Raw genomic sequence first — 20,926 nt, forward strand, 5'->3', positions numbered from 1 at the left:
CAGGTATTTGCACCACCGCTACCCGGCCGCCAAACCCGTGCAGGCGGCGGAGCCGGCCTTCCCCAGGGTCCGGTGTTTGGCTTCCTGGGCGTCCTGGCCTTCTCCTTTACGCTGCCGTTTACCCGCATTGCGGTCCAGGACCTGGATCCGCTGCTCGTCGGCGGCGGCCGCGCGGTTGTCGCTGCGCTCCTCGCGGCGGCCGTGCTGCTGGCCACCCGCTCGGCCCGTCCCTCCTCCGCCCAATGGCGGCGTCTGGCCATTGTGGCCGCGGGGGTGGTGGCAGGTTTTCCGCTGCTGACCTCCTTCGCCCTGCAGACCGTTCCGGCCTCCCATGGAGCGGTGGTGATTGGTCTGCTTCCCGCCGCCACCGCAGTGGCCGCGGTTCTGCGCGCCGGCGAGCGCCCCTCCATACGGTTCTGGGTCGCCTCACTGGCCGGAGCCTGCGCCACCGTGGGATTTGTCCTGCTCGACGCGGGCGGATTCAGCGGACTCGGTGCGGGCGATCTCCTCCTGCTCGGCGCCGTGGTGCTCGCAGCTTTCGGTTATGCCGAGGGCGGCCTGCTGGCCCGGGAGCTCGGCGCCTGGCAGACCATCTGCTGGGCACTGGTCCTGGCCCTTCCCGCCATGCTGATTCCCACCGGCATGGGGCTGTCCGCCGGATTCCCCGACGCATCACCCGCCGCGTGGCTCGCGTTCGGGTACCTGGCCGTCATCAGTATGTTTCTGGGCTTTTTCGCCTGGTACCGGGGGCTGGGGATCGGACCCATTTCCGCGATTTCCCAGATCCAGCTGGTGCAGCCGTTCCTCACTCTGGCGTGGGCAGCGCTCCTGCTCGGCGAGGCGTTCACCCTGACGAACGGGATCGGTGCGGTGGTGATTGTGGCCTGTGCCGGCGTCGCCGTCCGCAGCCGGGTGGGACGGCGGGCCGTGCATCACCCTGGGCGGCTACGCAAACGTAGTTGACCGTGGGCCATCCCAACCGGTGACTACGCGTTCCTCGTGATGTGCTTCGTGCGGCCTACCGTAATGCTTTCCCTCATGAATAGTTCACCGAACCCAGACACGATCGTGCTGGTCCACGGGCTTTGGGTCACGCCGCGCAGCTGGGAAGCCTGGAAGACCCATTATGAAGCCCAGGGTTTCACCGTCCTCACCCCCGCCTACCCGGGGTTCGAAATCGAGGTCGAGGCGCTGCGCGAACACCCCGAAGTCATAGCAGACGCCACCGTGCCGGAAACCGTGGATTACCTGGCATCCGTTGTTGAGGCCCTGCCCCATCCGCCCATCATTATGGGCCACTCGTTTGGCGGACTGCTGACACAGATGCTCCTCGCCCGGGGCTTGGGCGCCGCTGGTGCCGCAATCAACTCGGCACCGACCGAGGGTGTCCGGGTCACCCCGCTGTCCCAGGCGCGCTCACTTTTCCCGGCGCTGAAGAACCCCGCCAACTTCCACAAGGCCGTCGGCTTCACGCCGGAGGAATGGCACTACGCCTTCACCAACACGATCAGCCGGGAGGAATCGGACCGGGCCTACGGGCGGTATGCCATCCCAGCGCCTGGTCACTGGGTCTGGGCCTACGGCCTGCTCGCGAACTTTCAGCCCGGGCACCAGGAAACGTGGGTGGATTACTCCGCAGACAGGGCACCGCTGCTGTTCATAGGAGGCAGCGAAGACCACATCATGCCGCCGTCCGTAAACAGATCCAACGCCAAGCACTGGGCGAAATCCCCGGCCGTCACCGACTACCAGGAGTTTGCCGGCCGCTCCCATTGGACCTGCGCAGAACCTGGCTGGGAAGCGGTCGCGGACTATGCCCTGGACTGGGCGCTTCAGCATGCCGAACCTGACACCCGCCGGACACCGCCTGAAAGCAAGGAATCGCCGGCGTAAGTTTGACCGCCCGCCTGCAGGAACCTCACGAAAGGAAAACTGCCATGATGCGTCCCTGGAGCAGAAGAAGATGGGCGCCAGCCCTCGCAGCAGCCTCAGCACTGGTCCTCGCCCTTCTCCTAGGCGTTTCACCGGCCTCCACCGCGGACAACGGCAGGCACGGAGGCGGCTGGGGCGGGCCCAAACCGACTGTGGTCCTTGTCCACGGCGCCTTCGCGGACGCCAGCGGCTGGTCCCACGTTGGAAAGGCGCTCCAGGATGACGGGTATCCGGTCCTCGCCTTCTCCAATCCGCTCCGCGACGTCCAATACGACAGCCAGTACCTCCGCGATTTCCTTGGCACTATCGAGGGGCCGGTGGTCCTGGTGGGTCATTCCTACGGTGGCGCCCTGATCACCAACGCGGCCACCGGCAACCCGAAGGTGAAGTCCCTTGTCTATATTGCGGCCTTCGCGTTGGACGAAGGCGAGACGGCCCAGGCAGCACTCGCGCTGGGCGGGGGCCACACTGATGTGGTCGACCACCTCATCGTCCGTCCGTTCCCCGGAGCCGCCGAAGGCAACGGTGACGCCTATATTGATCCGGCGTATTTCCCCCAGCTCTTCGCCCAGGACCTGCCCCGCGCCGAGGCCAGGTTCATGGCAGCGTCGCAGCGGCCGGCAGCCCTGGCAACCCTGGTGACACCTTCCGGAGAGCCGGCGTGGAAGACCATTCCCAGCTGGTACATGGTCGCGACCCGTGACCGCATCATCCCGCCGGAGGCAGAACGTGCCATGGCCAAACGGGCGGGTGCCACGACGGTCGAGGTGAAAAGCTCACACGTGCCAATGCTGAGCAATCCGGGGGCGGTCACATCGCTGATCAAGAAAGCAGCACGGTAGAACCCGCCCCGGCCGGCGCGGTGTCCGCCGCGCCGGCCGGGGAACGGCGGAACCGAACAACCTGGGAGCGCTCTCTATCGTCTGGACCTAACGCTTGCTACCGTCGTCCCGAACGGCATTCTGGGGGTCTCAGGAATCGGGACTTATGGACGGACAAGAGCCGCCAGGCACCCTCGTGGGACGGAACGGGGACAGCGCCTGGCTCACTGCTTTGTTGAGGACGGCTGCTGGCGGACGCGTTCGGCGGAGTGGAAGCTGAAACGGACCTTCCCTACGCGGCGCTGCAGAGGATGGTCCTGGCTCACCGGGATGCCCTTGACGATCTGGCGGAAACCCCACGCGCCGCGCTCGTTGCGGCCTGCGGACTCGCCGAGGGACCGGTCCCTCCGGCCCCTCGGCCGCTCGTTGGCCTTGGATTGCTGCATCTGCTTGCCAGGTTCTGCGAAGACGCCCCTTTGGTGTGCTTTATCGACGACGCGCAGTGGGTGGATCCTGAATCCCTTCAGGTACTGGCGTTTGCCGGGCGCCGCCTCACGACTGAACGGATCGTGCTCCTGTTTGCTGTTCGCACCAACGGCAGGGATCCCGGTGCACTGGATGATCTACCCGGCCGCACCCTCGCGGGCCTGAATCACGAGGACGCCCTCAGGCTGCTCGCGAGCGTGGCATCACGAACGCTCGACCGGCGCGTGGCCGACCAAATCATCGAGGCCACAGGCGGAAATCCGCTGGCCCTGCTGGACCTGCTGACGGATCTCAGCGTGCGGCAACTCTGCGGGGAGGAACTCCTTCCGGAACCGGTTCCGGTGAGCAAACGCCTTGCGGACTACTATCTCCGGCAAGACCGCCGGCTCCCCTCCGAAACGCAAAAATGGCTTCTAACGGCGGCCACGGAACCTTCCGGGAACCTCGAAGCGATCGCCGCGGCGTGCACCGCGCTGGGTTTGCGGGATGATGCCTCGCACCCGGCGGAACTGGCCGGGCTGGCCCGCGTGGGCACAACAGTCACCTTCCGGCACCCGCTCGTACGTTCGGCTATCTACAACGGGGCTTCCAGCCACGACATCCGCAGTATTCACGGGCACCTGGCAGACGCGGCCGAGAGCCGCGGCGACACCTACCAGCGGGTGATGCACCGTGCAGCGGCAACCATCGGACCCGACGATGGCGTTGCAAGCGAACTCGAGGGGGCCGCAGACCTGGCGGCAGGCCGCGGGGGCTACTCTGCCCGGACAAAAATCCTGCTCCGCGCGGCTGCCCTCTCCTCCACCGGCAAGGACAAAGACCTCCGTTTGCTGGCGGCCGCGGAATCCGCAGCCGCTGCCGGATCGGGTGCGCAGGCCAGTGCCCTGCTGCGGGCCCTCCCGGTTGAAGGGTTCGACGACGTGACCCGGGGACGCATCCTCCTGGCCCAATGCGAGCTGGACATCCTGGTCCCAGGGGGTGAGTTCGCGGACCGCGTTCCCCGCTTGCTGGCGGCGGCCAGGATTTTCCGCACGGCCTGCCCGCAGCGGGCAAAACAAGCCGCCGCCCAGGTTTTCTGGGCTCTTGTCCAAGCCGATGACCTGGTGGATCACGCGTCCTCATGGGAAGCGGCCACCGAAGCCCGGCTCGTTTGCCGGCTGAGTCCAGGCCCGGACCTGCCCACTCAGAGCCTCATCGCGCTCAGCACCCTCGTTCTGGACGGGCACGCCGCCGCTGCGCCCCTGGTCCACAGCGCCGTCCGGCAAGCAACGGCGCTCCAAACATCCGACGACGATGTCCTGCAGTCCTTCATGCTCATTGCCTACGCAGCGTTCCTCCTTCGCGAACCAACGGCGGCAGCCGCCGTCCTCAAGCGTGCCGGGCACAGTGCCCTGAACCGCGGTGCGGAGCTGGCTCAATGCCGCATCGATCTCCTCGGAGCCCACTTTGACCTCCAGCTGGGGAAGATCCAGGAGGCAACTGTGCGGCTCAACGGCGCCGCCGCGCTGATGTCCATGATGGGATTGCCGGGTGCGTATGCCCAGATGGTGATCTCGACGCCGGCCCTGCATGGGTGGCTCGGCAGTGAGGCTGCTGCCCAGGAAGATTCCCTGACAGCGGATGCCAGAGCGGCCGGTTACGGCACCCGGGTAGCTTCGCGTCTGATCAGGACAGTGCTGCTGCGGGCGTCGCAGGGCCGCTACGTTGAAGCCTGGGATGCCGGTCAGCAGCTTAGGTACGAGGATCCGTTCTTCTCGGGATCGCTTTTTGTTCCTGACCTCCTCGAAAGTGCGTCGCGCGCAGGCGACCGGCAGGCGGCCATCCGGCTCCTCGACCGGCTCCAGGCGGAGAACCGGGATTCCACCAGCAGGTGGGCTGCGGGCTTGGTCGAACGGGGCATGGCCCTGGTCATGGAGGACGGCACCGCAGCCCACTTTGACCGGGCGCTGGACTTCTTCAGCGAACCTGCACTGGAGATGGATGCCGCCCGGACACACCTGCTCTATGGGGAATGGCTGCGCCGCCGGCGCCGCCGGAACGCCGCGGCTGGACAACTATCCCAGGCACTGGAGATATTCCACCGGCTCGGGGTCCCTGGATGGTCAGAGCGTGCCCGCAGGGAGCTGGCAGCACTCGGAGACAGCCGGCACGAATCCACCCTGCCTGCTTCCCTGACCCCACAGGAACTGTCCGTCGCCAGGCTGGCGGCTGCGGGTTATACCAACGCCGGTATCGCAGCTCAGTTGTTCGTCAGCTCCAGCACGGTGGACTATCACCTCCGGAAAGTGTTCCGGAAACTCGGGGTCGTTTCCCGCAGGCAGCTTCAGAACGCTGACCTTGACGGCAGTCCGGCTGCTCCTGTTCCCTGACCCGGGCCGGCTACCCGGCCTGCGAGCGCGCGTCACCGCGGAAAACGGAGTCCTCTCCGTCCTCCGGGACCCAGCGGAGCAGGTCCCCGGGCTGGCAGTCCAGCACCTCGCACAGCGCGGCCAGCGTGGTGAACCGGACCGCTTTGGCACGCCCGTTCTTAAGCACGGCGAGGTTGGCGGGCGTGATTCCGATCCGTTCGGCCAGGACACCGACAGGCATTTTCCGGCGGGCGAGCATCACATCGATGTCGACGACGATCGGCATCAGATCACCTCGTCGAGCTGGCTGCGCAGGTCCCTGGCCGCGGCGTCGGTGGCCACGGCCTGGGCCAGGAGGGCACGCATCACGACGACGACGAGTGCGACGCCGGCGATGGTCACCGCTATGCCACCAATCAGCAGCACAATTCCCGGTGCCACCAATTCGCCGGGTGCCAGGAGGATTCCAAGGACGACGGTCAGGACGGCGGCAGCAGCAACGGCACCAATGATGGCGTCCACCCAGCGGAAAGCTCCGGCGGAAAACACGGTCCCCCGCCGCACCATGGTCAGCAGCCGCCAGACGCAGACAACCGTGAGCTGGAACGCTAGGACCGCCAGCAGCACGACGGCGAGCAGCGGCACACGGATGGCGGCGACGTCCGGCCCCGCTTCGCTGAGGTCAGCGCCCAGCAGCGGCACAATAACGGCCTGGACAAATAGAGTTCCTGCGAGCACACCCGCCATCAGGATGCGCAGCACAAGAATGGTCAGCTTTCCCATAAGGGCCTCTTTTCTCGACTGACAATCAGTTTAGATCGATTATCGAGAGAACGGCAGGCCGGGAAAATGAAGCCTGATGTCGTGAAGTGACATCGGGCGAACGGCTGTTAAGCCTCGTTCGCCAGGTGCGGGCAGACCCCCTAGGTTCTGTCCATGAACTCATTCGACGCGAAGCAAAACCATGGAAACAACAACGACTGACGCGGCTCCGGGCCGCGCTCCCATCATCATCGGAGCCATGTTCCGGGCCGTCGGTGCCTATCCCAGCGGATGGCGCTACCCCGGTGCACACCACGATCCACACCAGGATGCCGAGGTCATCCGCGCTACGGCCCTGGAAGCTGAGGCGGCCGGGCTGGACTACATCTTCTTCGGCGACTGGCTGGCGACCGGACCGGACCTGGAATTCCGGGACCCCTACCTGGCAGCCCGCATCGAGCCACTGAGCGCCGTGGGATTCCTGGCAGGCGTGACCTCCCGCATCGGCCTCATCGCCACCGTCAACGCCACCTATTCTGACGCCTACACCCTGGCGCGGATCAGCGCGTCGGTAGACCGTCTCAGCGGCGGCAGGCTCGGCTTGAACATCGTGACCGGGGCCGAGCCCCGGGCAGCCGCGAACCACGGCCGCGACGCCCACTGGGGCAACGATCACCGCTACGACTCCGCCGAGGAACTCATCGACGCCCTCCGCCTGCTCTGGGACAGCTGGGGCGACGGCGCCCTCGTCGCCGATCAGGAATCGGGGGTCTACCTTGACCCCACCAAACTCCATCCGGCCGGCTTTCAAGGCACACATCACCCCGTTGCCGGACCGCTGAACGTGCTTCGGCCGGTTCAGGGGCATGTGCCGTTGGTGCATGCCGGCACCTCGGCCCGGTCACGGCGCCTGGTGCACACCCGGGCCGACCTCGCTTTGCTGGGACTCACTAACCTCACGGACGCTGCCGCGGAGACGGACGCCGTGCGGCGGGAAGCCGCCGCCCAGGGACGAGACCCCCATGAGGTCAAGATCATCACACCCGTGCTGCCCATCCTCGGCGGCACCCTCGAAGAGGCATGGGCTATCCACGATTTCCTGGTTTCCCTGGTCCCGGTTTCGCCAGGGCCGCACGACGGACGGGAGGGATTTCCGGGCACCCGGAGCCTGGCGGTACTCGAAGGCCTGATCGGCTTCCCCCTGGCCGCTTTCGATCTGGATGCCGAGGTGAGCCCTGAAGATGCCGGAGCGTTCAGCCGCGGCGGCCACCGTCTCCTGCAGCTGGTGGAGCAAAGGTCCGGCCGGGTCCCCGGAACCCACCGGCCCGTCCGGTGGCGCGACCTCCTGGTCAACCATTTGGTCCCCTACAACGTGGTGGTGGGCACGCCAGCCCTGGTAGCGGACTACCTGCAGTCCTGGCATGAGGCAGGCGGCGTGGACGGATTCAACATTCTCACTCCCTACCTCGGGGACCAGTTTGAGCGCTTCACCCGAGGCGTGATCCCGGAGCTCCAGGCACGGGGCCTGTTTCGCCGCAGCTACAGCGGAGCCACCCTGCGGAGTCACCTGGGCCTCACCGTTCCGGAGAATGTCCACGAGCAAAAACGCGAACAGCCGGCCGCAGTTGCCAACCCAATCAGTGCCGGGACTCCGGTATGAACAGCGGCGGACAAGGCGACGGAGCCGGGGCGGCCTGCGCCGTCGACTTCCGCAGTCAGCATGTCATCAGCGCTGCCACCCTCCTCAAGCAGCTCGAAGGAGGGCAGCCTCCGGTACTGCTGGACATCCGCTTCCGGCCAGGGCTTGCGGATCCACAGGCAGAGTACGACGCTGGGCACCTGCCCGGGGCGCACTACGTACACCTTCCCACCGTCCTCGCGGATGCCGGCGCGCATAGACCGGCCGCGGACGGCGCGCTGCCCCTGCCGCGGTTTGACACCCTGCAGGACTCCCTCCGGAGCTACGGCATCAACGATGACTCGCGCGTTGTTGTCTATGACAACCGCAGCGGCCTGTCAGCCGCACGTGCCTGGTGGGTACTGCGGTGGGCAGGACTGACAGACGTGGTGGTCCTGGACGGCGGCTATGGGTACTGGCTTGGGCAAGGCCTGCCCACTGCCACCGCCCGTCCGGAGCCAACCGCAGGGACCATAACCCTCAAGGTCTCCGGGGCACCCGATGGAGGGTACCTGCCCACCATCAGCACGGCTGAGGCCGCAGCGTTTGCACCGGCGGGAGTGCTGGTCGACGCGCGCGAAGCGCAGCACTTCACCGGGAGTACGGGCGGTTCACCGGCCCATATTCCCGGGGCGCAGAGCCTGCCCAGCAGCGCCGATGTAAACGAACAGGGACTGCTGCTCAGCTCTCAAGCGCTCCGGACACAGGCCGGGGAAGCGGGACTCACGTCCGGCGCCGCCGTCGCGACTTATTGCGGCGCCGGGGTACTGGCTGCCCACAAGGTCCTGACGCTCGCAACGCTCGGCATCAACGCGTCACTCTATGTGGGGTCCTGGTCGGCTTGGTCCGCCGGCCCGGACCAGTCACTGGTGCGGTAATCCGTCTTTTTATTGCGGAACGTGACCCGGTCTTGCGCAATGCGAGCACCGGTGACCGCTGAAGTCAGGCGACTTCGGCGCCACGGGTACCCGCTCTTACAGTGTGGTCAACACGTCCTGGCATCACCCTCACTCCCCCTCCTCACCCCGCGGCTTTACGCCGGCACCTTCCCATCGAAAGCAGGCACCCCATGGTCTTCCGTAAACCTGTCCGCACCATCACGGCCGGCATCGCAGCGCTCACGCTGGCGATCGTTGTGGCCGGATGCGGCACCAGCACCGAGGCCGCCAGCCCGGCCGAGAACTCTGGAAATCCCGTCACCGGCGGCACCCTCGTCTACCTTGAGCAGCAGGCCCACACGAACCTGTATCCCCCCTCGGGCGGTTTCTACCCCAACGGCGGGATCCTCAACCAGATCACGGACAAGCTCACCTTCCAGAACCCCGAAACACTCGAAATCGAACCGTGGCTTGCAGAGTCCTGGACTTCCAATCCCGAGCTGACGGAATACACTTTCAAACTCCGCAGCGGGGTCACCTTCTCCGACGGCACCCCGGTGGATGCAGCCGCGGTGGCCCGCAACTTCGACACTTACGGTCTGGGCAACAAAGCCCTGAATCAGCCGGTCTCCGAGGTGATTAACAACTATGACCACAGCGAAGTCATCGACCCGCTGACAGTCAGGTTCCACTTCAAGAAGTCCTCGCCCGGCTTCCTGCAGGGCACGGCCACCATCGGGTCGGGAATCGTTTCCGTCAGCACCCTGGACCGCAACTTCGACGAACTCGGCGACGCCACGAACATCATCGGCAGCGGCCCCTTCACCGTGGCCAGCGAAGTCCTGGGCAAGGAACTCGTGCTGGAGGCCCGCCAGGACTACACCTGGGGCCCGGTAAACGCGGAACACCAGGGCCGCGCCTACCTGGACTCGGTGAAGATTATCGTCACCCCCGAAGACAGCGTCCGCACCGGCTCCCTGCTCGCAGGCCAGGGCGACCTGATCCGCCAGGTGCAGGCCTATGACGAAAAGCAGGTGGAGGCGCAGAACTTCACGATTCATGCTCCCGGCAGCCGCGGGGTCAACGACAGCATCGTTTTCCGCCCGGACAACGCACTGGTCTCGGACGTCCGCGTCCGCCAGGCACTCCTGAAGGCCACCGACACCAACGAAATTGTGGAGACCATTTTCTCCGAGAACTACCCCGTGGCCACGTCCGTCCTGGCCAAGGCTGCCGCTGGCTACGTGGATCTCTCCGACAAGCTGGGCCACGATCCAGAGAAGGCGAAGGAACTGCTGGACGAAGCGGGCTGGGAAGAGGGAGCCGACGGCATCCGGACGAAGGACGGTGTGCAGCTGTCCCTGACTATTTACGAATCCCTGCCCCAGCCGCAGAACAAGGCTGTGTTGCAGCTGGTCGCCCAGCAGTGGGAAAAGGTGGGCGTCAAACTCAACGTCCTGGCCGGTGACACCGGCAGCAAGACCGTTGACAACCTCGACCCGGACAAGACCCCGGTATCCGTGGCGATGGTTGGCCGCGCAGATCCGGACGTCATCAAGAGCCAGTTCCACCCGGCGAACCGGGATGCGCTGCTGCAGCTCGGCGGCAGCAGCCAGAGCGTCAAGAGCTTCGTCGATGAGAAGCTCAATTCCCTGCTCGAAACCCAGTCAGCGCGCACCGATCCGGAGCAGCGGCTCAGGGACGTTGCCGACATCCAGAACCACCTGATCGACCAGGCCCTGGTGATCCCGATCTTCGAAGAGCCGCAGGTCTTCGCATCCGCACCCTACCTGCACGGGCTTGCCTTCGAAGCCGTCGGCCGTCCGAGCCTGTACGGCGTCTGGCTCGACAAGGACTGATATGCAGCGCTACCTCCTGAACCGTATTGGCCAGGCCATCCTGGTCCTCTGGGCGGCGTTCACCATTGCCTTCGTGCTGCTGCAGGCGCTTCCCGGTGACGCTTTGCTGATCAAGTACCAGAATCCGGATATGGGCCTGAGCCCGGAGGAGATCGCGGCCATCCGCGACTCCTACGGCGCGGATACCCCGTTGTTCCTTCAGTACCTGAATTCCCTGGGTGGCTTCCTGACCGGGAACCTCGGCTACTCGGTTCAGGCGGGTGTTCCCGTGGTGGAGCAGCTGGCGGCCAATGTGCCGCCCACGCTGGCCCTGGCGGGATTGGGCTTCCTCGCCGCGGTGGTCCTTGCCGTCGCGATTGCGTTCCTGTCCAGCCTTGCTCCGTTCGGCTGGATACGGAACGCCCTCCAGTCGCTGCCCTCCCTGTTGGTCTCGATACCGGTCTTCTGGCTGGGCATCGTGCTGATCCAGATCTTCTCCTTCAAGCTGAAGCTGATTCCAGTCATCAATCCACCGGAGGCGCTGGGCCTGATCCTGCCGGTGGCCACCCTGGCCGTTCCGATCTCGGCTCCGCTGGCGCAGATCCTGATCCGCAGCATCGACGACGTCCGCACACAGCCCTTCGTCGCCGTCGCATTTTCCCGGGGTGGAAGTGCCGCCTGGGTGCTGGGTCATCATGTGGCACGCAACGCGGTACTTCCGGCGCTGACCATCGCGGGTGTGCTGCTTGGGGAACTGATCGGCGGGGCCGTGGTGACGGAAACCGTGTTCGGGCACAACGGTGTGGGCCAGTTGACGCAGCAGGCGGTGAACAGCCAGGACGCTGCCGTGCTGCAGGCGGTGGTGGTGCTCGCGGCCACGGCATTCGTCCTGGTCAACCTCGCTGTGGACCTGCTGTACCCCGTGCTGGACCCCCGGCTCAAGCGAAAGACAGGAGCACTCACATGAGCCACACAGTGGCGGCCGCCGCCTCGCAGCTGGCAGCACCAGGACCGGGCGCACCCCGTTCAGGACGCCGTTTCCCGCGGATTCAGCCAGGCCTGGTCCTCGCCTGGCTGGTCCTGGGAATTGTTGCCCTCTGGGCCATCGCCCCGGGTCTGTTCACCAGCCACAGCGCTACGTCCGGCACGGCCAGGGACAAACTCCTGCCGCCCGGCGGCGAGTACTTGCTCGGCACCGATGAACTGGGCCGCGACCTCTTTTCGCGGATCATCCACGGTTCCATCAACTCCTTGACGGGCGCCCTGGTGGCCGTCGCCGTCGGGCTGGTGGTGGGAACGCTTTTGGGCCTGCTGGCCGGATCGGTCGGCGGCGTCACGGATGCGGTGGTGATGCGGATTGTGGACGTCCTGCTGTCCATTCCGGGCCTGCTGCTGTCACTGAGCATCATCATCATCCTCGGCTTTGGCACGGTGAACGCCGCCATCGCTGTGGGTGTGGGTTCGGTGGCCAGTTTCGCCAGGTTGTCCCGGTCCGAGGTCCTGAGAGTCCGCCGCAGCGATTTCGTCGAAGCAGCCTTCGGCAGCGGCGGAACGTTCACCGCGGTCCTGAGGCGGCATATCCTGCCGAACTCTGCCGGACCGGTCCTGGCGCTGGTGGCCCTGCAGTTCGGCAGCGCCATCCTGGCCATCTCCACCCTGGGATTCCTTGGCTACGGTCCGCCTCCACCCACCCCGGAGTGGGGGCTGCTGATCGCTGAGGGCCGGAACTACGTTGCCACGTCCTGGTGGCTGACCACCTATCCGGGGCTGGTGGTGGTGGCGGTAGTCGTGTCGGCCAACCGCATCAGCCACTCGATCCGAAAGGTACTACCGTGACCGACGCCCTCATTGACCTGGCCACAGCATCGCCCGCGCCGTCGGGCAGCGTTCCCGTGCTGGAACTGGAGAACCTGTCCGTGTCCTACACGGATCAGCACCGGCGGCACCGCAGGGTCGTCCACGATGTGTCACTGCAGATTGCTCCCGGCGAGGTGCTGGCGCTGGTGGGGGAATCGGGGTCCGGGAAGTCCACCACCGCACAGGCAGTCATCGGCCTCCTCGCCGGAAACGGAAGGGTGGACGGCGGAAGCATCCGGCTCAACGGCACCGATATTGCCGGCTGGTCGCAGAAACGCCTGGAGTCGATCCGCGGAGCCAAAATCAGCCTCATCCCACAGGATCCCACCAGCTCCTTGAACCCCGTGCTGACAATTGGCGCGCAGGTGGAAGAGGTGCTGCGCCTGCACACAAAGCTCTCCAAGCCGGACCGCCGGCAGCGGGTCCTGGAGCTGCTGGAGCGCGTTGGCCTCCCGGAGCCGGAACGCCGCGCCGGGCAGTATGCCCATGAACTCTCCGGCGGCATGAAGCAGCGCGTCCTGATCGCCGCGGCCATTGCCCTCCGGCCTCAACTGATCATCGCCGACGAAGCCACGAGTGCCCTGGACGTCACCGTTCAGCGGCGGATCCTTGACCTGATCGATGACCTTCGGGCTGAGACCGGCACCGCGGTCCTCTTCGTCACGCACGATCTCGGCGTTGCCGCTGACCGGGCCGATCGGATAGCGGTACTCAAAGGGGGACGGATCCAGGAGCAGGGCCGCACCGCTGAAGTGCTCACCCACCCGTCAAGCGCCTACACCCGGCAGCTGCTCTCCGACGCGCCGTCGATCGCCCCGGGCCCGCAGCGGCCTGCGCCAACGCCCCGCGGCGGGAACGCAGTGGAGGTCCATAACCTCATCCAGGAGTTCCCCACCGGGCGGAAACAGCCGGCGTTCCGGGCCGTGGACGGCGTGAGCTTCCAGGTTCCGCAGGGCACCACCCATGCCATTGTCGGAGAATCCGGTTCCGGAAAAACCACCACGGCGCGCGCCCTCGCAGGCTTCCAGCGGCCCACCGCCGGCAGCATCTCCATCGGCGGCCAGGAACTTTCCACGCTGGAAGCCAAAGGTCTCCGCCAGTTCCGCAAACACGTCCAGCTGGTTTACCAGAACCCCTTCACCTCGCTCGATCCGCGGCAGACCATCACCCGGATCATCGAAGAACCGCTGTTGAACTTCGCCCCGGTACCCCGCCAGGACCGTACCAAGGCCGCGCGGGACCTGCTCAACCGTGTTCACCTGCCGGAGTCGGTGCTCACCAAGCATCCCCGAGAACTCTCCGGCGGCCAGCGCCAGCGCGTGGCCATTGCCAGGGCGCTGGTCCTCAACCCGCAGGTACTGATCCTCGACGAAGCAGTTTCCGCGCTGGACGTCACCGTGCAGTCCCAAATCCTTGGGCTGCTGGAGGAACTGCAGCGGGAACTGGACCTCACCTACATCTTCATCACCCATGACCTGGCTGTTGTGAGACAGATTGCAGACACGGTCTCCGTGATGAGTGGAGGCCGCCAGCTGGAGGTCGGAACGGTATCCGAAGTCTTCGACAATCCGCAGCATCCATACACCCGGGAACTGATCGAAGCGATCCCCGGCAACCGAAAGGCCACGCAATGACCGACTCTGCAGCAGCTGCCAAGCGGATCGGGTTCTTCACCCGCCTGCTCGACGACGCCGGCCCGGCCGACCGCTACCGTCTAGCCCTGGAGCAGATCCTGGCAGCAGAGGAAGCCGGGTTCCACACCGCCTGGGTTGCGCAGCACCACTTCAACGAGACCGAAGGCGGCTTGCCCGCTCCCCTGGTCTTCCTTGCCCATGCCGCCGCCCTGACGTCCCGGATCCGGCTTGGCACGGCGATCATCACCCTGCCCCTGGAGGATCCGCTGCGGGTGTCCGAGGACGCGGCCGTGTTGGACCTGCTGTCCGGCGGCAGGCTGGAGGTGGGTGTGGGCACCGGGGGAACCGCATCCTCGTTCGCCGCGTTCGGCCTGGATTCCGACCAGCGCCGCCAGATTTTCGCGGACAACCTTCAGCTCCTCACCGAGGCCTGGAGCGGGAAGAACCTCCGGTCCACAGCCAATTCGCTCTACCCGGCCGCACCGCAGCTGCTCGAGCGGCTCTGGCAGGCGACGTTCTCTGCCAGCGGAGGCGAACGGGCTGGTAGTGCCGGTGACGGCCTGATGCTGTCACGGACCCAGCCGCGGAACGAAGCCCTGCAGGGCGCACCGCTTGACCGGCTGCAGAATCCCATCATCGACGCCTACCTGGCAGCCCTCCCGGCCGGCACCACGCCTCGAATCCTTGCCTCCCGCACGCTGTTCGTCGCGGACGACAGGGCAACGGCCCTCCGGCTGGCGGAGGCCGGCCTGTCCCGGATCGTCCCCCATTTCGAGCGCCAGGGGCACGTGTTCGAAAGCCACGATGTGGAGGCCCTCATCGCTGCCACGGACGCGCACGTTGGCACGGTGGAGGACGTCGTTGAGTCGCTCGGCAGGGACAGCTCGCTGCAGCGCGCAACGGACGTTTCGTTCCAGGTCCATTCCATTGATCCGCCCCATGAGTACGTTCTGCGTTCCATCGAGCTGACGGCCACGGAAGTGGCGCCGCGGCTCGGATGGCATCCGGACCCCGCCGATCTACCCACCCTGCAAGGAGAGAAATGAGCAGCACGATACCCGACGCCGTCGACACCATTCTGGGGAGCAGTCCCGGATCAGCTCTGGACACGCTGCGGCGCCGCCGGCCCGTCACCCATGAGAACACCCAGGCCAGCTATCTGGCGCTCTTCCATCCCGATGACCTGGCCGATGCGGGCCTGACGGAACGCTTCGCCGTCGCCGTATTCGCGGCTTCTTTGCACGGCAGCCAGGCGGCAGCGGAGTTCTATGGCCGGGGCCTGGCGGCTGCGGGCGCAGATCCGGGCCTGCGCGCCGCGCTGCGGGAGGCCGCAGCGTCCGGCGCGGCACAGGGACCCTACGGGAAGTACCGGGAACCGGGGCTTCGGAACGAGGACCGTGAGGGACCGCGGTGGACAGCTGCCCCCGCGGTGCGCGAGGCGCTGGGCCTCAGGCTGGCGGCCGCCCTGGAGCACGCGCATCTCCTGGTCTTCCGGCCCCGGGAATCCTCACCGGCAGCACTGGAGGCCTTGGTCGACGCCGGCTGGTCAACCACCGGAATCGTAACCCTGTCGCAACTGGTGGCTTTCCTGTCCTATCAGCTCCGGGTTATCGCCGGGCTGCGGCTCCTAACCGATACCCCCGCAGGGGAAGCAGTGCTGGCCGCGGACGCGGCACTTGCAGAAGCCCAGACCGTAAGGATCGAATCATGACCGGCGAAGTAATCACCTATGCCACTCTGGACCGCCCCGAGGCCTTCACCCAGGCGCAGATCGGGTGGGTTCCCTGGCTGCATGCCCCCGCCGTGGAGGACCTGACGGAGCGGCAGTATGCCGGGCTGGTGGACCGTTCCCGGGCCTCGAACGAGTACTTCCGCCTGCTGGTCCGAGACCCGGACATTCTGGGGGCACGGACACGGACGGACAAGGACATCTTTTACAACACGGCCGAAGGGCTGCCGCGTGCCGAGCGCGAGTTGGCGGCGGCAGCGGCGTCCCGGGAGAACGGCTGCGTTTTTTGCGCCTCCGTTCACGCCAGGTTTGCCGCCCACTATTCGGACCGGCCTGATGACGTCCAGCGGCTCCTGGACGAGGGCACTTCCGCTGACCTTGGCCCCCGGTGGAATGCGATTGCCGCTGCAGCACGCGCGCTTACCCAGACGCCCCCGCAGCTGGACGACACCCACATCCAGGCGCTTGCGGACCAAGGGCTCAGCGTGCTGGAGATCTCCGACGTGATCCACGGGGCGGCATTCTTCAACTGGGCCAACCGGCTGATGCTCTCACTCGGTGAGCCCGGCCAGCGGCACTAGCGGAGAAACGCCCCGCGCACCGCGAACAGGTGTTAAGGCAGAAACGGCACCGTCCTTCAGGGGACGGTGCCGTTCCTACGCCGCGGTTTTAGACGGTGGATCCTGAACGCGCGAAGAGCCGGTTCGAGGCGATCTGCGCGCCACGGCCCAGGGACTCGAGCTTGGCATCGGCGATCTGCGGGTGCAGCCGCCCGCCGAGCCCGCAGTCGGTGGAGGCGATGACGTTCTCGCGGCCCACCAGGCCGGCGAAGCGCTCGATCCGCTGGGCGACCAGCTCCGGGTGCTCGACCACGTTTGTCGCATGCGAGACGACACCGGGGACCAGGACCTTTCCTTCTGGAAGCGCCGTGTCCTGCCACAGGGTCCACTCGTGTTCATGCCGGACATTGCCAGCCTCGAAAGAGTACGAGCCCGCGTTGACGGCGAGTACAAGGTCCACGATATTGCGGAACTCGATGTCGGTGGTGTGCGGGCCGTGCCAGGATCCCCAGCAGACATGGAAGCGTACCTGCTCCTCAGGAAGACCGCGCAGGGCATAGTTCAGCGCTTCGACCCGGATCTGCGTGAAACGCTGGTAGTCCTCGACACTGGGCGCAGGATTAATCTGGTCCCAGTTTTCCGCAATGGACGGATCATCAATCTGAACAATCAGTCCTGCATCGACGATCGCGCTGTATTCCTCGCGCAGCACGTCGGCCCAGGCGTAGATGAACTCTTCCTCGCTGGCGTAATAGTCGTTGCCGATCCGGCTGGCGGACCCGGGTGAAAGAGCGGTAATAAACCCGGTGGCCAGGCCCGCAGCGGCGAGGCCGGCTTTGAGGTTCGTGATGTCGCTGGCCAGCGCTGCCTGGCCGGTGTAGGAAATCGGTCCGGTCGCGGACGGGAACGCGGTGGCGTTCCTGCCGATCTGGATCCCGCTTTCCGGGTCTTGGTACGCCGCGGCGAACCGGGTCCAGTCGCGCCGGTCGGCAAAGGAAGTGAGCTTGATGCTGCCCGGTTCGCTGCGGACCGGGGCCGCAAGGATCGGGTTGAAGTCCGTCAGCTCCAGGCCTGCGGTGCGCTGGAAGCTGTAGGTCCACCAGGCCCCGTAATCCACGGCATTGGACATGGCCTTGCCGTATTCCCCGTCGCCGGGGATCGTGATCCCAAGATCCTTCTGATGCTGGACGAGGTCAACTACTGCATCTGTGAGCAGCCCCTCGAACTCGGGCGTCCGCTCCAGGGTGAACCCGTCCTCGGCGAAGGTGCGGGCCGCGTTGGCCGCAATGAGTTCCGGGGTGCGGGGCAAGGACCCCGCGTGGCTGGTGTGAATGCGTTCGATCGTCATGGCTCTTTCCTTCCATCGGTCCTGCCATTAGCACCTTTCGGGATGGAAAATCCCGGGGAAGCTGCAGCGTCAATGAGGCAGGTCTCTCAGCTGCTCTGGATGGTGTGGCTTAGGGCTCTAAATCCACCGGTGACGCGGGTGCGCTCCCTCCCCGGACAGGAGCCGGGCACCAAACGGAGGGACTGCCTACCATGATCGTTGACCATCGCAGACCGGGAAAATCATTCTCTACATTGCCTTGTAATTCGTCATGTGACAGGGAGGCGGGACAGCCACGCACTGCTTTGGCGGCCATGGTCACACGACTTCGGCGCCGTTACCCGGCGGGTGGATCACGCATGGAGCATCACGCCGTTGCTGCTGAATCCGCGGGTCCGCTCCAGCGCATGCGCCAGGTCAGCCTGCAGGTCCACCAGGTCCTCCACCCCCACCGACAACCGGACCAGGTCCACGGGCACCGCAAGCCCGGTTCCCCGCACCGAGGCATGCGTCATCTCCGAGCAGTAGCAGATCAGCGATTCCACCCCGCCCAAACTCACCGACAACGCGAACAGCCGCGTGGATTCGGCAAATGCCCGTGCCGCCGCCGCTCCCCCGGCGAAGCGCAGGGAAACGATTCCCCCGAAACCTGACATTTGCCGGGCCGCCAGGGCATGCCCCGGGTGTTCGGGCAACCCGGGATACAGGACCTCGGCGACGCCGGGCTTGTCCCGGAGCCACTCGGCGAGCGCCTGGGCGTTGGAGTTGTGCCGCTCCATCCGCAGGCCAAGGGTCTTCAGGCCACGGGCGGCCAAATAGCAGTCCTGCGGCCCGGCAACGGCGCCGCCGGCGAACTGCTGGTAGCCGACCGCTTCGGCCAGCTCCCGGCCGCGGAAGGAACGGTCCGCCACCACCACTGCTCCCCCGAGCACGTCAGAGTGCCCGCCGATGTACTTCGTCGTCGAGTGCACCACCACGTCCGCTCCCAGGTCCAGCGGCCGCTGCAGATAGGGCGAGGCAAAGGTGTTGTCCACCACCAGCAGTGCCCCGGCCGCGTGTGCCAGCTTGGCCCAGCCAGCCAGGTCCGCGATGCCCAGCAGCGGATTCGACGGCGTTTCCACCCACAGCACCGCAGTGTTTCCGGGCTGGACTGCGGCTGCCACCGCTGCCAGGTCGGTGATATCCACGGCTGTGTTCGCCACGCCCCAGGGGCCCAGCAGCCCGTTGATGAGCCGGTTGGTGCCGCCGTAGCCGTCCCCGCCCAGCACTATGTGGTCGCCGGGCCGCAGCACCGCCCGCAGCAGCGCATCCTCCGCCGCCAGCCCGGAGGCGAAAGCGAAGGCCGCCGTGCCGTGCTCCAATGCGGCCAGCTGGGTTTCGAACCCGTTGCGTGTGGGGTTGGAGCCGCGGCTGTACTCATGCCCGGCACGCAGCACATTAATTCCGTCCTGCACAAAGGTGGAGGTCTGGTAGATCGGAGGGATTACCGCTCCGGTCAGCGGGTCCGGTTCCTGTCCAGCGTGGACGGCGGTGGTGTTGAACCCTGCGTACAGTGCCATCTCAGGCCTCCGTTCCTGTGTGGGCTCCTGTGTGGGCTCCTGTGTGGGCTCCTGTGTGGGCTTCCGCAGGGGCTCCTGCGTGGACAACGGCGGCTGGGGGCGCTGCCGCCGGGCAAGTATCTCCGGTCAGCCCGGCCAGGGCCTGGGCTAGATCCGCGACGAGGTCCGCCGCGTCTTCCAGCCCCAATGAGAGCCTGATGGTGGTCTCCGCGATGCCGGCGGCGGCGCGCTGCTCCCGGCTGAGCCGGCAGTGCGTCATTGCGGCCGGATGTGCCACCAGCGATCGGGTGTCCCCCACATTGGCCACCAGCTTGAACAGCCGCAGCCGGTCAATGAACGGACCCACCTGCCCCGGATCCGCAGCGAGGTCGAAGGAAAACACGCTCCCGGCCCCGCGCGGGAAGTCCCGGACGGCGAGTCCGGCCTGCGGGTGGCCGGGCACCGATGGGTGATGCACTGCGGCCACGGCCGGATGGCCGGCCAGAAACCGGACTACCGCCTGCGTATTCTGTGCGTGCCGGGCTACCCGGATGTCCAGGGTCTCCAGCCCCTGGAGAATCTGTGCGGCGCTGGCCGGAGCCAGCGACGGTCCCAGATCGTGCAGGTATTTGCTGCGGGCCAGGGCCAGGTAGGCGCCGTGGCCGTGGCGTTCCCACAGGATCTCGCCGCCGTAGCGGCGTTTGGGCCTGGTGAGCTGCGGCCATTTGTCCGGATAGGCGGAAAAGGCGAAGCGTCCGCCATCCACGACGGCACCTGCGAGGGTGGTTCCGTGCCCGCCGAGGAACTTCGTGGCCGAATAAACAACGATGTCTGCCCCATGGTCCAGGGGCCGGTACAGCACCGGGGTAGCCAGCGTATTGTCCACCACCAGCGGGACGCCGGCGCCGTGCGCCACCTCGGCGATCGCCGGCAGATCCTGCAGGGTTGCAAGCGGGTTCCCAATGGACTCGGTCAGGAATGCCCGGGTCTGCGGGCGCACCGCCGCAGCCCAGGCACCGACGTCGGCCGGATCCGCGAAACTGACCTCGATCCCGAAGTCCTTGAACGTGTCCGTGAGCAGGTCCACCGTTCCCCCGTACAACTTCGAGGAGGCGACGATGTGCCCGCCGCTGCGCACCAGCGTCAAGAGGGCAATGGAAACGGCGGCCTGGCCGGTGGCCGTGGCCAGTGCGGCCACGCCGCCGTCGAGCGCTGCGATTCGCTGTTCCAGCACGGCGACCGTCGGGTTGCCCGTCCGGGTATAGGTGAAGCCCGGTTCTTTCAGCGCAAACATACGCCGGGCCGAGGCGTAATCGGGGAATTCGTACGCGGCCGTCTGGTAAATGGGAACCGCCACGGGCCGGTAGGGGGCCTGCGGTTCATAGCCGGCATGAATCTGGGAGGTGGCTGTACAGCCAGCGCCGCCGGTGGTCATGGAAGGGACGCCACTTCGTCAGCAGTGGCCGCCTGCTCATGCAATGTCATTTGCTGCTCCTCGGTCCTGCCGAGGGAGTGCATCAGCGCCCGGGAGCCAGCGG

The 20,926-nt window shown here is 66.4% G+C and carries 18 protein-coding genes and 1 riboswitch; of the genes, 13 read left to right on the plus strand and 5 right to left on the minus strand.

What is annotated here, in order from left to right; all coding sequences use genetic code 11:
- The first annotated feature begins 72 nt into the window (after nucleotides 1-72).
- The 4 genes from H9638_RS15435 (at nucleotide 73) to H9638_RS17120 (ending at nucleotide 5,608) form a co-directional block, all read left to right on the plus strand.
- A complete protein-coding gene (locus H9638_RS15435; protein ID WP_318241905.1) occupies nucleotides 73-963 on the plus strand; it encodes a DMT family transporter in 891 nt (296 codons plus the stop codon).
- A gap of 75 nt (nucleotides 964-1,038) precedes the next feature.
- Complete coding sequence (locus tag H9638_RS15440; RefSeq protein ID WP_191748887.1) at nucleotides 1,039-1,893, plus strand: alpha/beta hydrolase; 855 nt, start codon at nucleotides 1,039-1,041, stop codon at nucleotides 1,891-1,893.
- Between the two features lie 44 nt (nucleotides 1,894-1,937).
- Complete coding sequence (locus H9638_RS15445; RefSeq protein ID WP_191748888.1) at nucleotides 1,938-2,774, plus strand: alpha/beta fold hydrolase; 837 nt, start codon at nucleotides 1,938-1,940, stop codon at nucleotides 2,772-2,774.
- 248 nt (nucleotides 2,775-3,022) lie between these two features.
- Entirely contained in the window at nucleotides 3,023-5,608 is a 2,586-nt protein-coding gene (locus tag H9638_RS17120) for a helix-turn-helix transcriptional regulator (protein ID WP_191748889.1), read from the plus strand.
- A gap of 10 nt (nucleotides 5,609-5,618) precedes the next feature.
- Here H9638_RS17120 and H9638_RS15455 read toward each other — a convergent pair whose 3' ends face one another.
- Nucleotides 5,619-5,873, minus strand: coding sequence for a helix-turn-helix domain-containing protein (locus H9638_RS15455; RefSeq protein WP_191748890.1), 255 nt, complete (start codon nucleotides 5,871-5,873; stop codon nucleotides 5,619-5,621).
- A complete protein-coding gene (locus H9638_RS15460) occupies nucleotides 5,873-6,370 on the minus strand; it encodes a DUF2975 domain-containing protein (protein WP_191748892.1) in 498 nt (165 codons plus the stop codon). The genes H9638_RS15455 and H9638_RS15460 overlap by 1 nt, the downstream gene beginning before the upstream one ends.
- 181 nt (nucleotides 6,371-6,551) lie before the next feature.
- Here H9638_RS15460 and H9638_RS15465 point away from each other — a divergent pair, with 181 nt between their 5' ends.
- The 9 genes from H9638_RS15465 to H9638_RS15505 all read left to right on the plus strand — a co-directional run bounded on the left by H9638_RS15465 (nucleotide 6,552) and on the right by H9638_RS15505 (nucleotide 16,544).
- On the plus strand, nucleotides 6,552-8,009 hold the full coding sequence (locus tag H9638_RS15465; protein ID WP_191748894.1) for an NtaA/DmoA family FMN-dependent monooxygenase: 1,458 nt from the start codon (nucleotides 6,552-6,554) through the stop codon (nucleotides 8,007-8,009).
- Nucleotides 8,006-8,905, plus strand: a complete 900-nt coding sequence (locus H9638_RS15470; RefSeq protein WP_191748896.1) for a sulfurtransferase — start codon at nucleotides 8,006-8,008, stop codon at nucleotides 8,903-8,905. Before H9638_RS15465 ends, H9638_RS15470 begins: the two co-directional genes overlap by 4 nt.
- A gap of 191 nt (nucleotides 8,906-9,096) precedes the next feature.
- Nucleotides 9,097-10,764 carry a TIGR04028 family ABC transporter substrate-binding protein gene (locus H9638_RS15475; RefSeq protein WP_191748898.1) on the plus strand — a complete coding sequence of 556 codons (1,668 nt, stop codon included), beginning with the start codon at nucleotides 9,097-9,099 and terminating at the stop codon, nucleotides 10,762-10,764.
- 1 nt (nucleotide 10,765) lies between these two features.
- A complete protein-coding gene (locus tag H9638_RS15480) occupies nucleotides 10,766-11,710 on the plus strand; it encodes an ABC transporter permease (protein ID WP_191748900.1) in 945 nt (314 codons plus the stop codon).
- Nucleotides 11,707-12,579: an ABC transporter permease gene (locus tag H9638_RS15485; RefSeq protein ID WP_191748902.1), complete on the plus strand. Its 873-nt coding sequence runs from the start codon at nucleotides 11,707-11,709 to the stop codon at nucleotides 12,577-12,579. Before H9638_RS15480 ends, H9638_RS15485 begins: the two co-directional genes overlap by 4 nt.
- Nucleotides 12,576-14,234 carry a dipeptide ABC transporter ATP-binding protein gene (locus tag H9638_RS15490; protein WP_191748904.1) on the plus strand — a complete coding sequence of 553 codons (1,659 nt, stop codon included), beginning with the start codon at nucleotides 12,576-12,578 and terminating at the stop codon, nucleotides 14,232-14,234. Before H9638_RS15485 ends, H9638_RS15490 begins: the two co-directional genes overlap by 4 nt.
- Nucleotides 14,231-15,280, plus strand: coding sequence for a putative FMN-dependent luciferase-like monooxygenase (locus H9638_RS15495; RefSeq protein WP_191748906.1), 1,050 nt, complete (start codon nucleotides 14,231-14,233; stop codon nucleotides 15,278-15,280). Before H9638_RS15490 ends, H9638_RS15495 begins: the two co-directional genes overlap by 4 nt.
- The gene (locus H9638_RS15500; protein ID WP_191748908.1) at nucleotides 15,277-15,945 is read left to right on the plus strand and encodes a CMD domain protein; all 669 of its coding nucleotides are present in this window, start codon (nucleotides 15,277-15,279) and stop codon (nucleotides 15,943-15,945) included. Before H9638_RS15495 ends, H9638_RS15500 begins: the two co-directional genes overlap by 4 nt.
- Nucleotides 15,942-16,544: an alkylhydroperoxidase domain protein gene (locus H9638_RS15505; protein ID WP_191748910.1), complete on the plus strand. Its 603-nt coding sequence runs from the start codon at nucleotides 15,942-15,944 to the stop codon at nucleotides 16,542-16,544. Before H9638_RS15500 ends, H9638_RS15505 begins: the two co-directional genes overlap by 4 nt.
- 88 nt (nucleotides 16,545-16,632) lie before the next feature.
- Here the strand turns inward: H9638_RS15505 and H9638_RS15510 are convergent, their stop codons facing one another.
- From H9638_RS15510 to H9638_RS15520, 3 genes are all read right to left on the minus strand, one after another.
- Complete coding sequence (locus H9638_RS15510) at nucleotides 16,633-17,871, minus strand: cobalamin-independent methionine synthase II family protein (RefSeq protein ID WP_191748912.1); 1,239 nt, start codon at nucleotides 17,869-17,871, stop codon at nucleotides 16,633-16,635.
- 9 nt (nucleotides 17,872-17,880) lie between these two features.
- Nucleotides 17,881-17,977: riboswitch (SAM riboswitch) on the minus strand.
- A 226-nt stretch (nucleotides 17,978-18,203) separates the two neighbouring features.
- Nucleotides 18,204-19,409, minus strand: coding sequence for a cystathionine gamma-synthase (locus H9638_RS15515; protein ID WP_191748914.1), 1,206 nt, complete (start codon nucleotides 19,407-19,409; stop codon nucleotides 18,204-18,206).
- Nucleotide 19,410: 1 nt separating this feature from the next.
- Nucleotides 19,411-20,823, minus strand: a complete 1,413-nt coding sequence (locus tag H9638_RS15520) for an O-acetylhomoserine aminocarboxypropyltransferase/cysteine synthase family protein (RefSeq protein ID WP_191748915.1) — start codon at nucleotides 20,821-20,823, stop codon at nucleotides 19,411-19,413.
- Between the last annotated feature and the right edge of the window lie 103 nt (nucleotides 20,824-20,926).

Source organism: Arthrobacter pullicola (genome assembly GCF_014836875.1).
GTDB lineage: Bacteria > Actinomycetota > Actinomycetes > Actinomycetales > Micrococcaceae > Arthrobacter_B > Arthrobacter_B pullicola.

Excerpts from the sequence above, each read along its gene's own strand:
- H9638_RS15440 (WP_191748887.1), top strand. The coding sequence starts at position 1,039 with ATGAATAGTTCACCGAACCCAGACACGATCGTGCTGGTCCACGGGCTT.
- H9638_RS15445 (WP_191748888.1), top strand. The coding sequence starts at position 1,938 with ATGATGCGTCCCTGGAGCAGAAGAAGATGGGCGCCAGCCCTCGCAGCA.
- H9638_RS15455 (WP_191748890.1), bottom strand. The coding sequence starts at position 5,873 with ATGCCGATCGTCGTCGACATCGATGTGATGCTCGCCCGCCGGAAAATG.
- H9638_RS15460 (WP_191748892.1), bottom strand. The coding sequence starts at position 6,370 with ATGGGAAAGCTGACCATTCTTGTGCTGCGCATCCTGATGGCGGGTGTG.
- H9638_RS15465 (WP_191748894.1), top strand. The coding sequence starts at position 6,552 with ATGGAAACAACAACGACTGACGCGGCTCCGGGCCGCGCTCCCATCATC.
- H9638_RS15470 (WP_191748896.1), top strand. The coding sequence starts at position 8,006 with ATGAACAGCGGCGGACAAGGCGACGGAGCCGGGGCGGCCTGCGCCGTC.
- H9638_RS15475 (WP_191748898.1), top strand. The coding sequence starts at position 9,097 with ATGGTCTTCCGTAAACCTGTCCGCACCATCACGGCCGGCATCGCAGCG.
- H9638_RS15480 (WP_191748900.1), top strand. The coding sequence starts at position 10,766 with ATGCAGCGCTACCTCCTGAACCGTATTGGCCAGGCCATCCTGGTCCTC.
- H9638_RS15485 (WP_191748902.1), top strand. The coding sequence starts at position 11,707 with ATGAGCCACACAGTGGCGGCCGCCGCCTCGCAGCTGGCAGCACCAGGA.
- H9638_RS15495 (WP_191748906.1), top strand. The coding sequence starts at position 14,231 with ATGACCGACTCTGCAGCAGCTGCCAAGCGGATCGGGTTCTTCACCCGC.
- H9638_RS15500 (WP_191748908.1), top strand. The coding sequence starts at position 15,277 with ATGAGCAGCACGATACCCGACGCCGTCGACACCATTCTGGGGAGCAGT.
- H9638_RS15505 (WP_191748910.1), top strand. The coding sequence starts at position 15,942 with ATGACCGGCGAAGTAATCACCTATGCCACTCTGGACCGCCCCGAGGCC.
- H9638_RS15510 (WP_191748912.1), bottom strand. The coding sequence starts at position 17,871 with ATGACGATCGAACGCATTCACACCAGCCACGCGGGGTCCTTGCCCCGC.
- H9638_RS15515 (WP_191748914.1), bottom strand. The coding sequence starts at position 19,409 with ATGGCACTGTACGCAGGGTTCAACACCACCGCCGTCCACGCTGGACAG.
- H9638_RS15520 (WP_191748915.1), bottom strand. The coding sequence starts at position 20,823 with ATGACCACCGGCGGCGCTGGCTGTACAGCCACCTCCCAGATTCATGCC.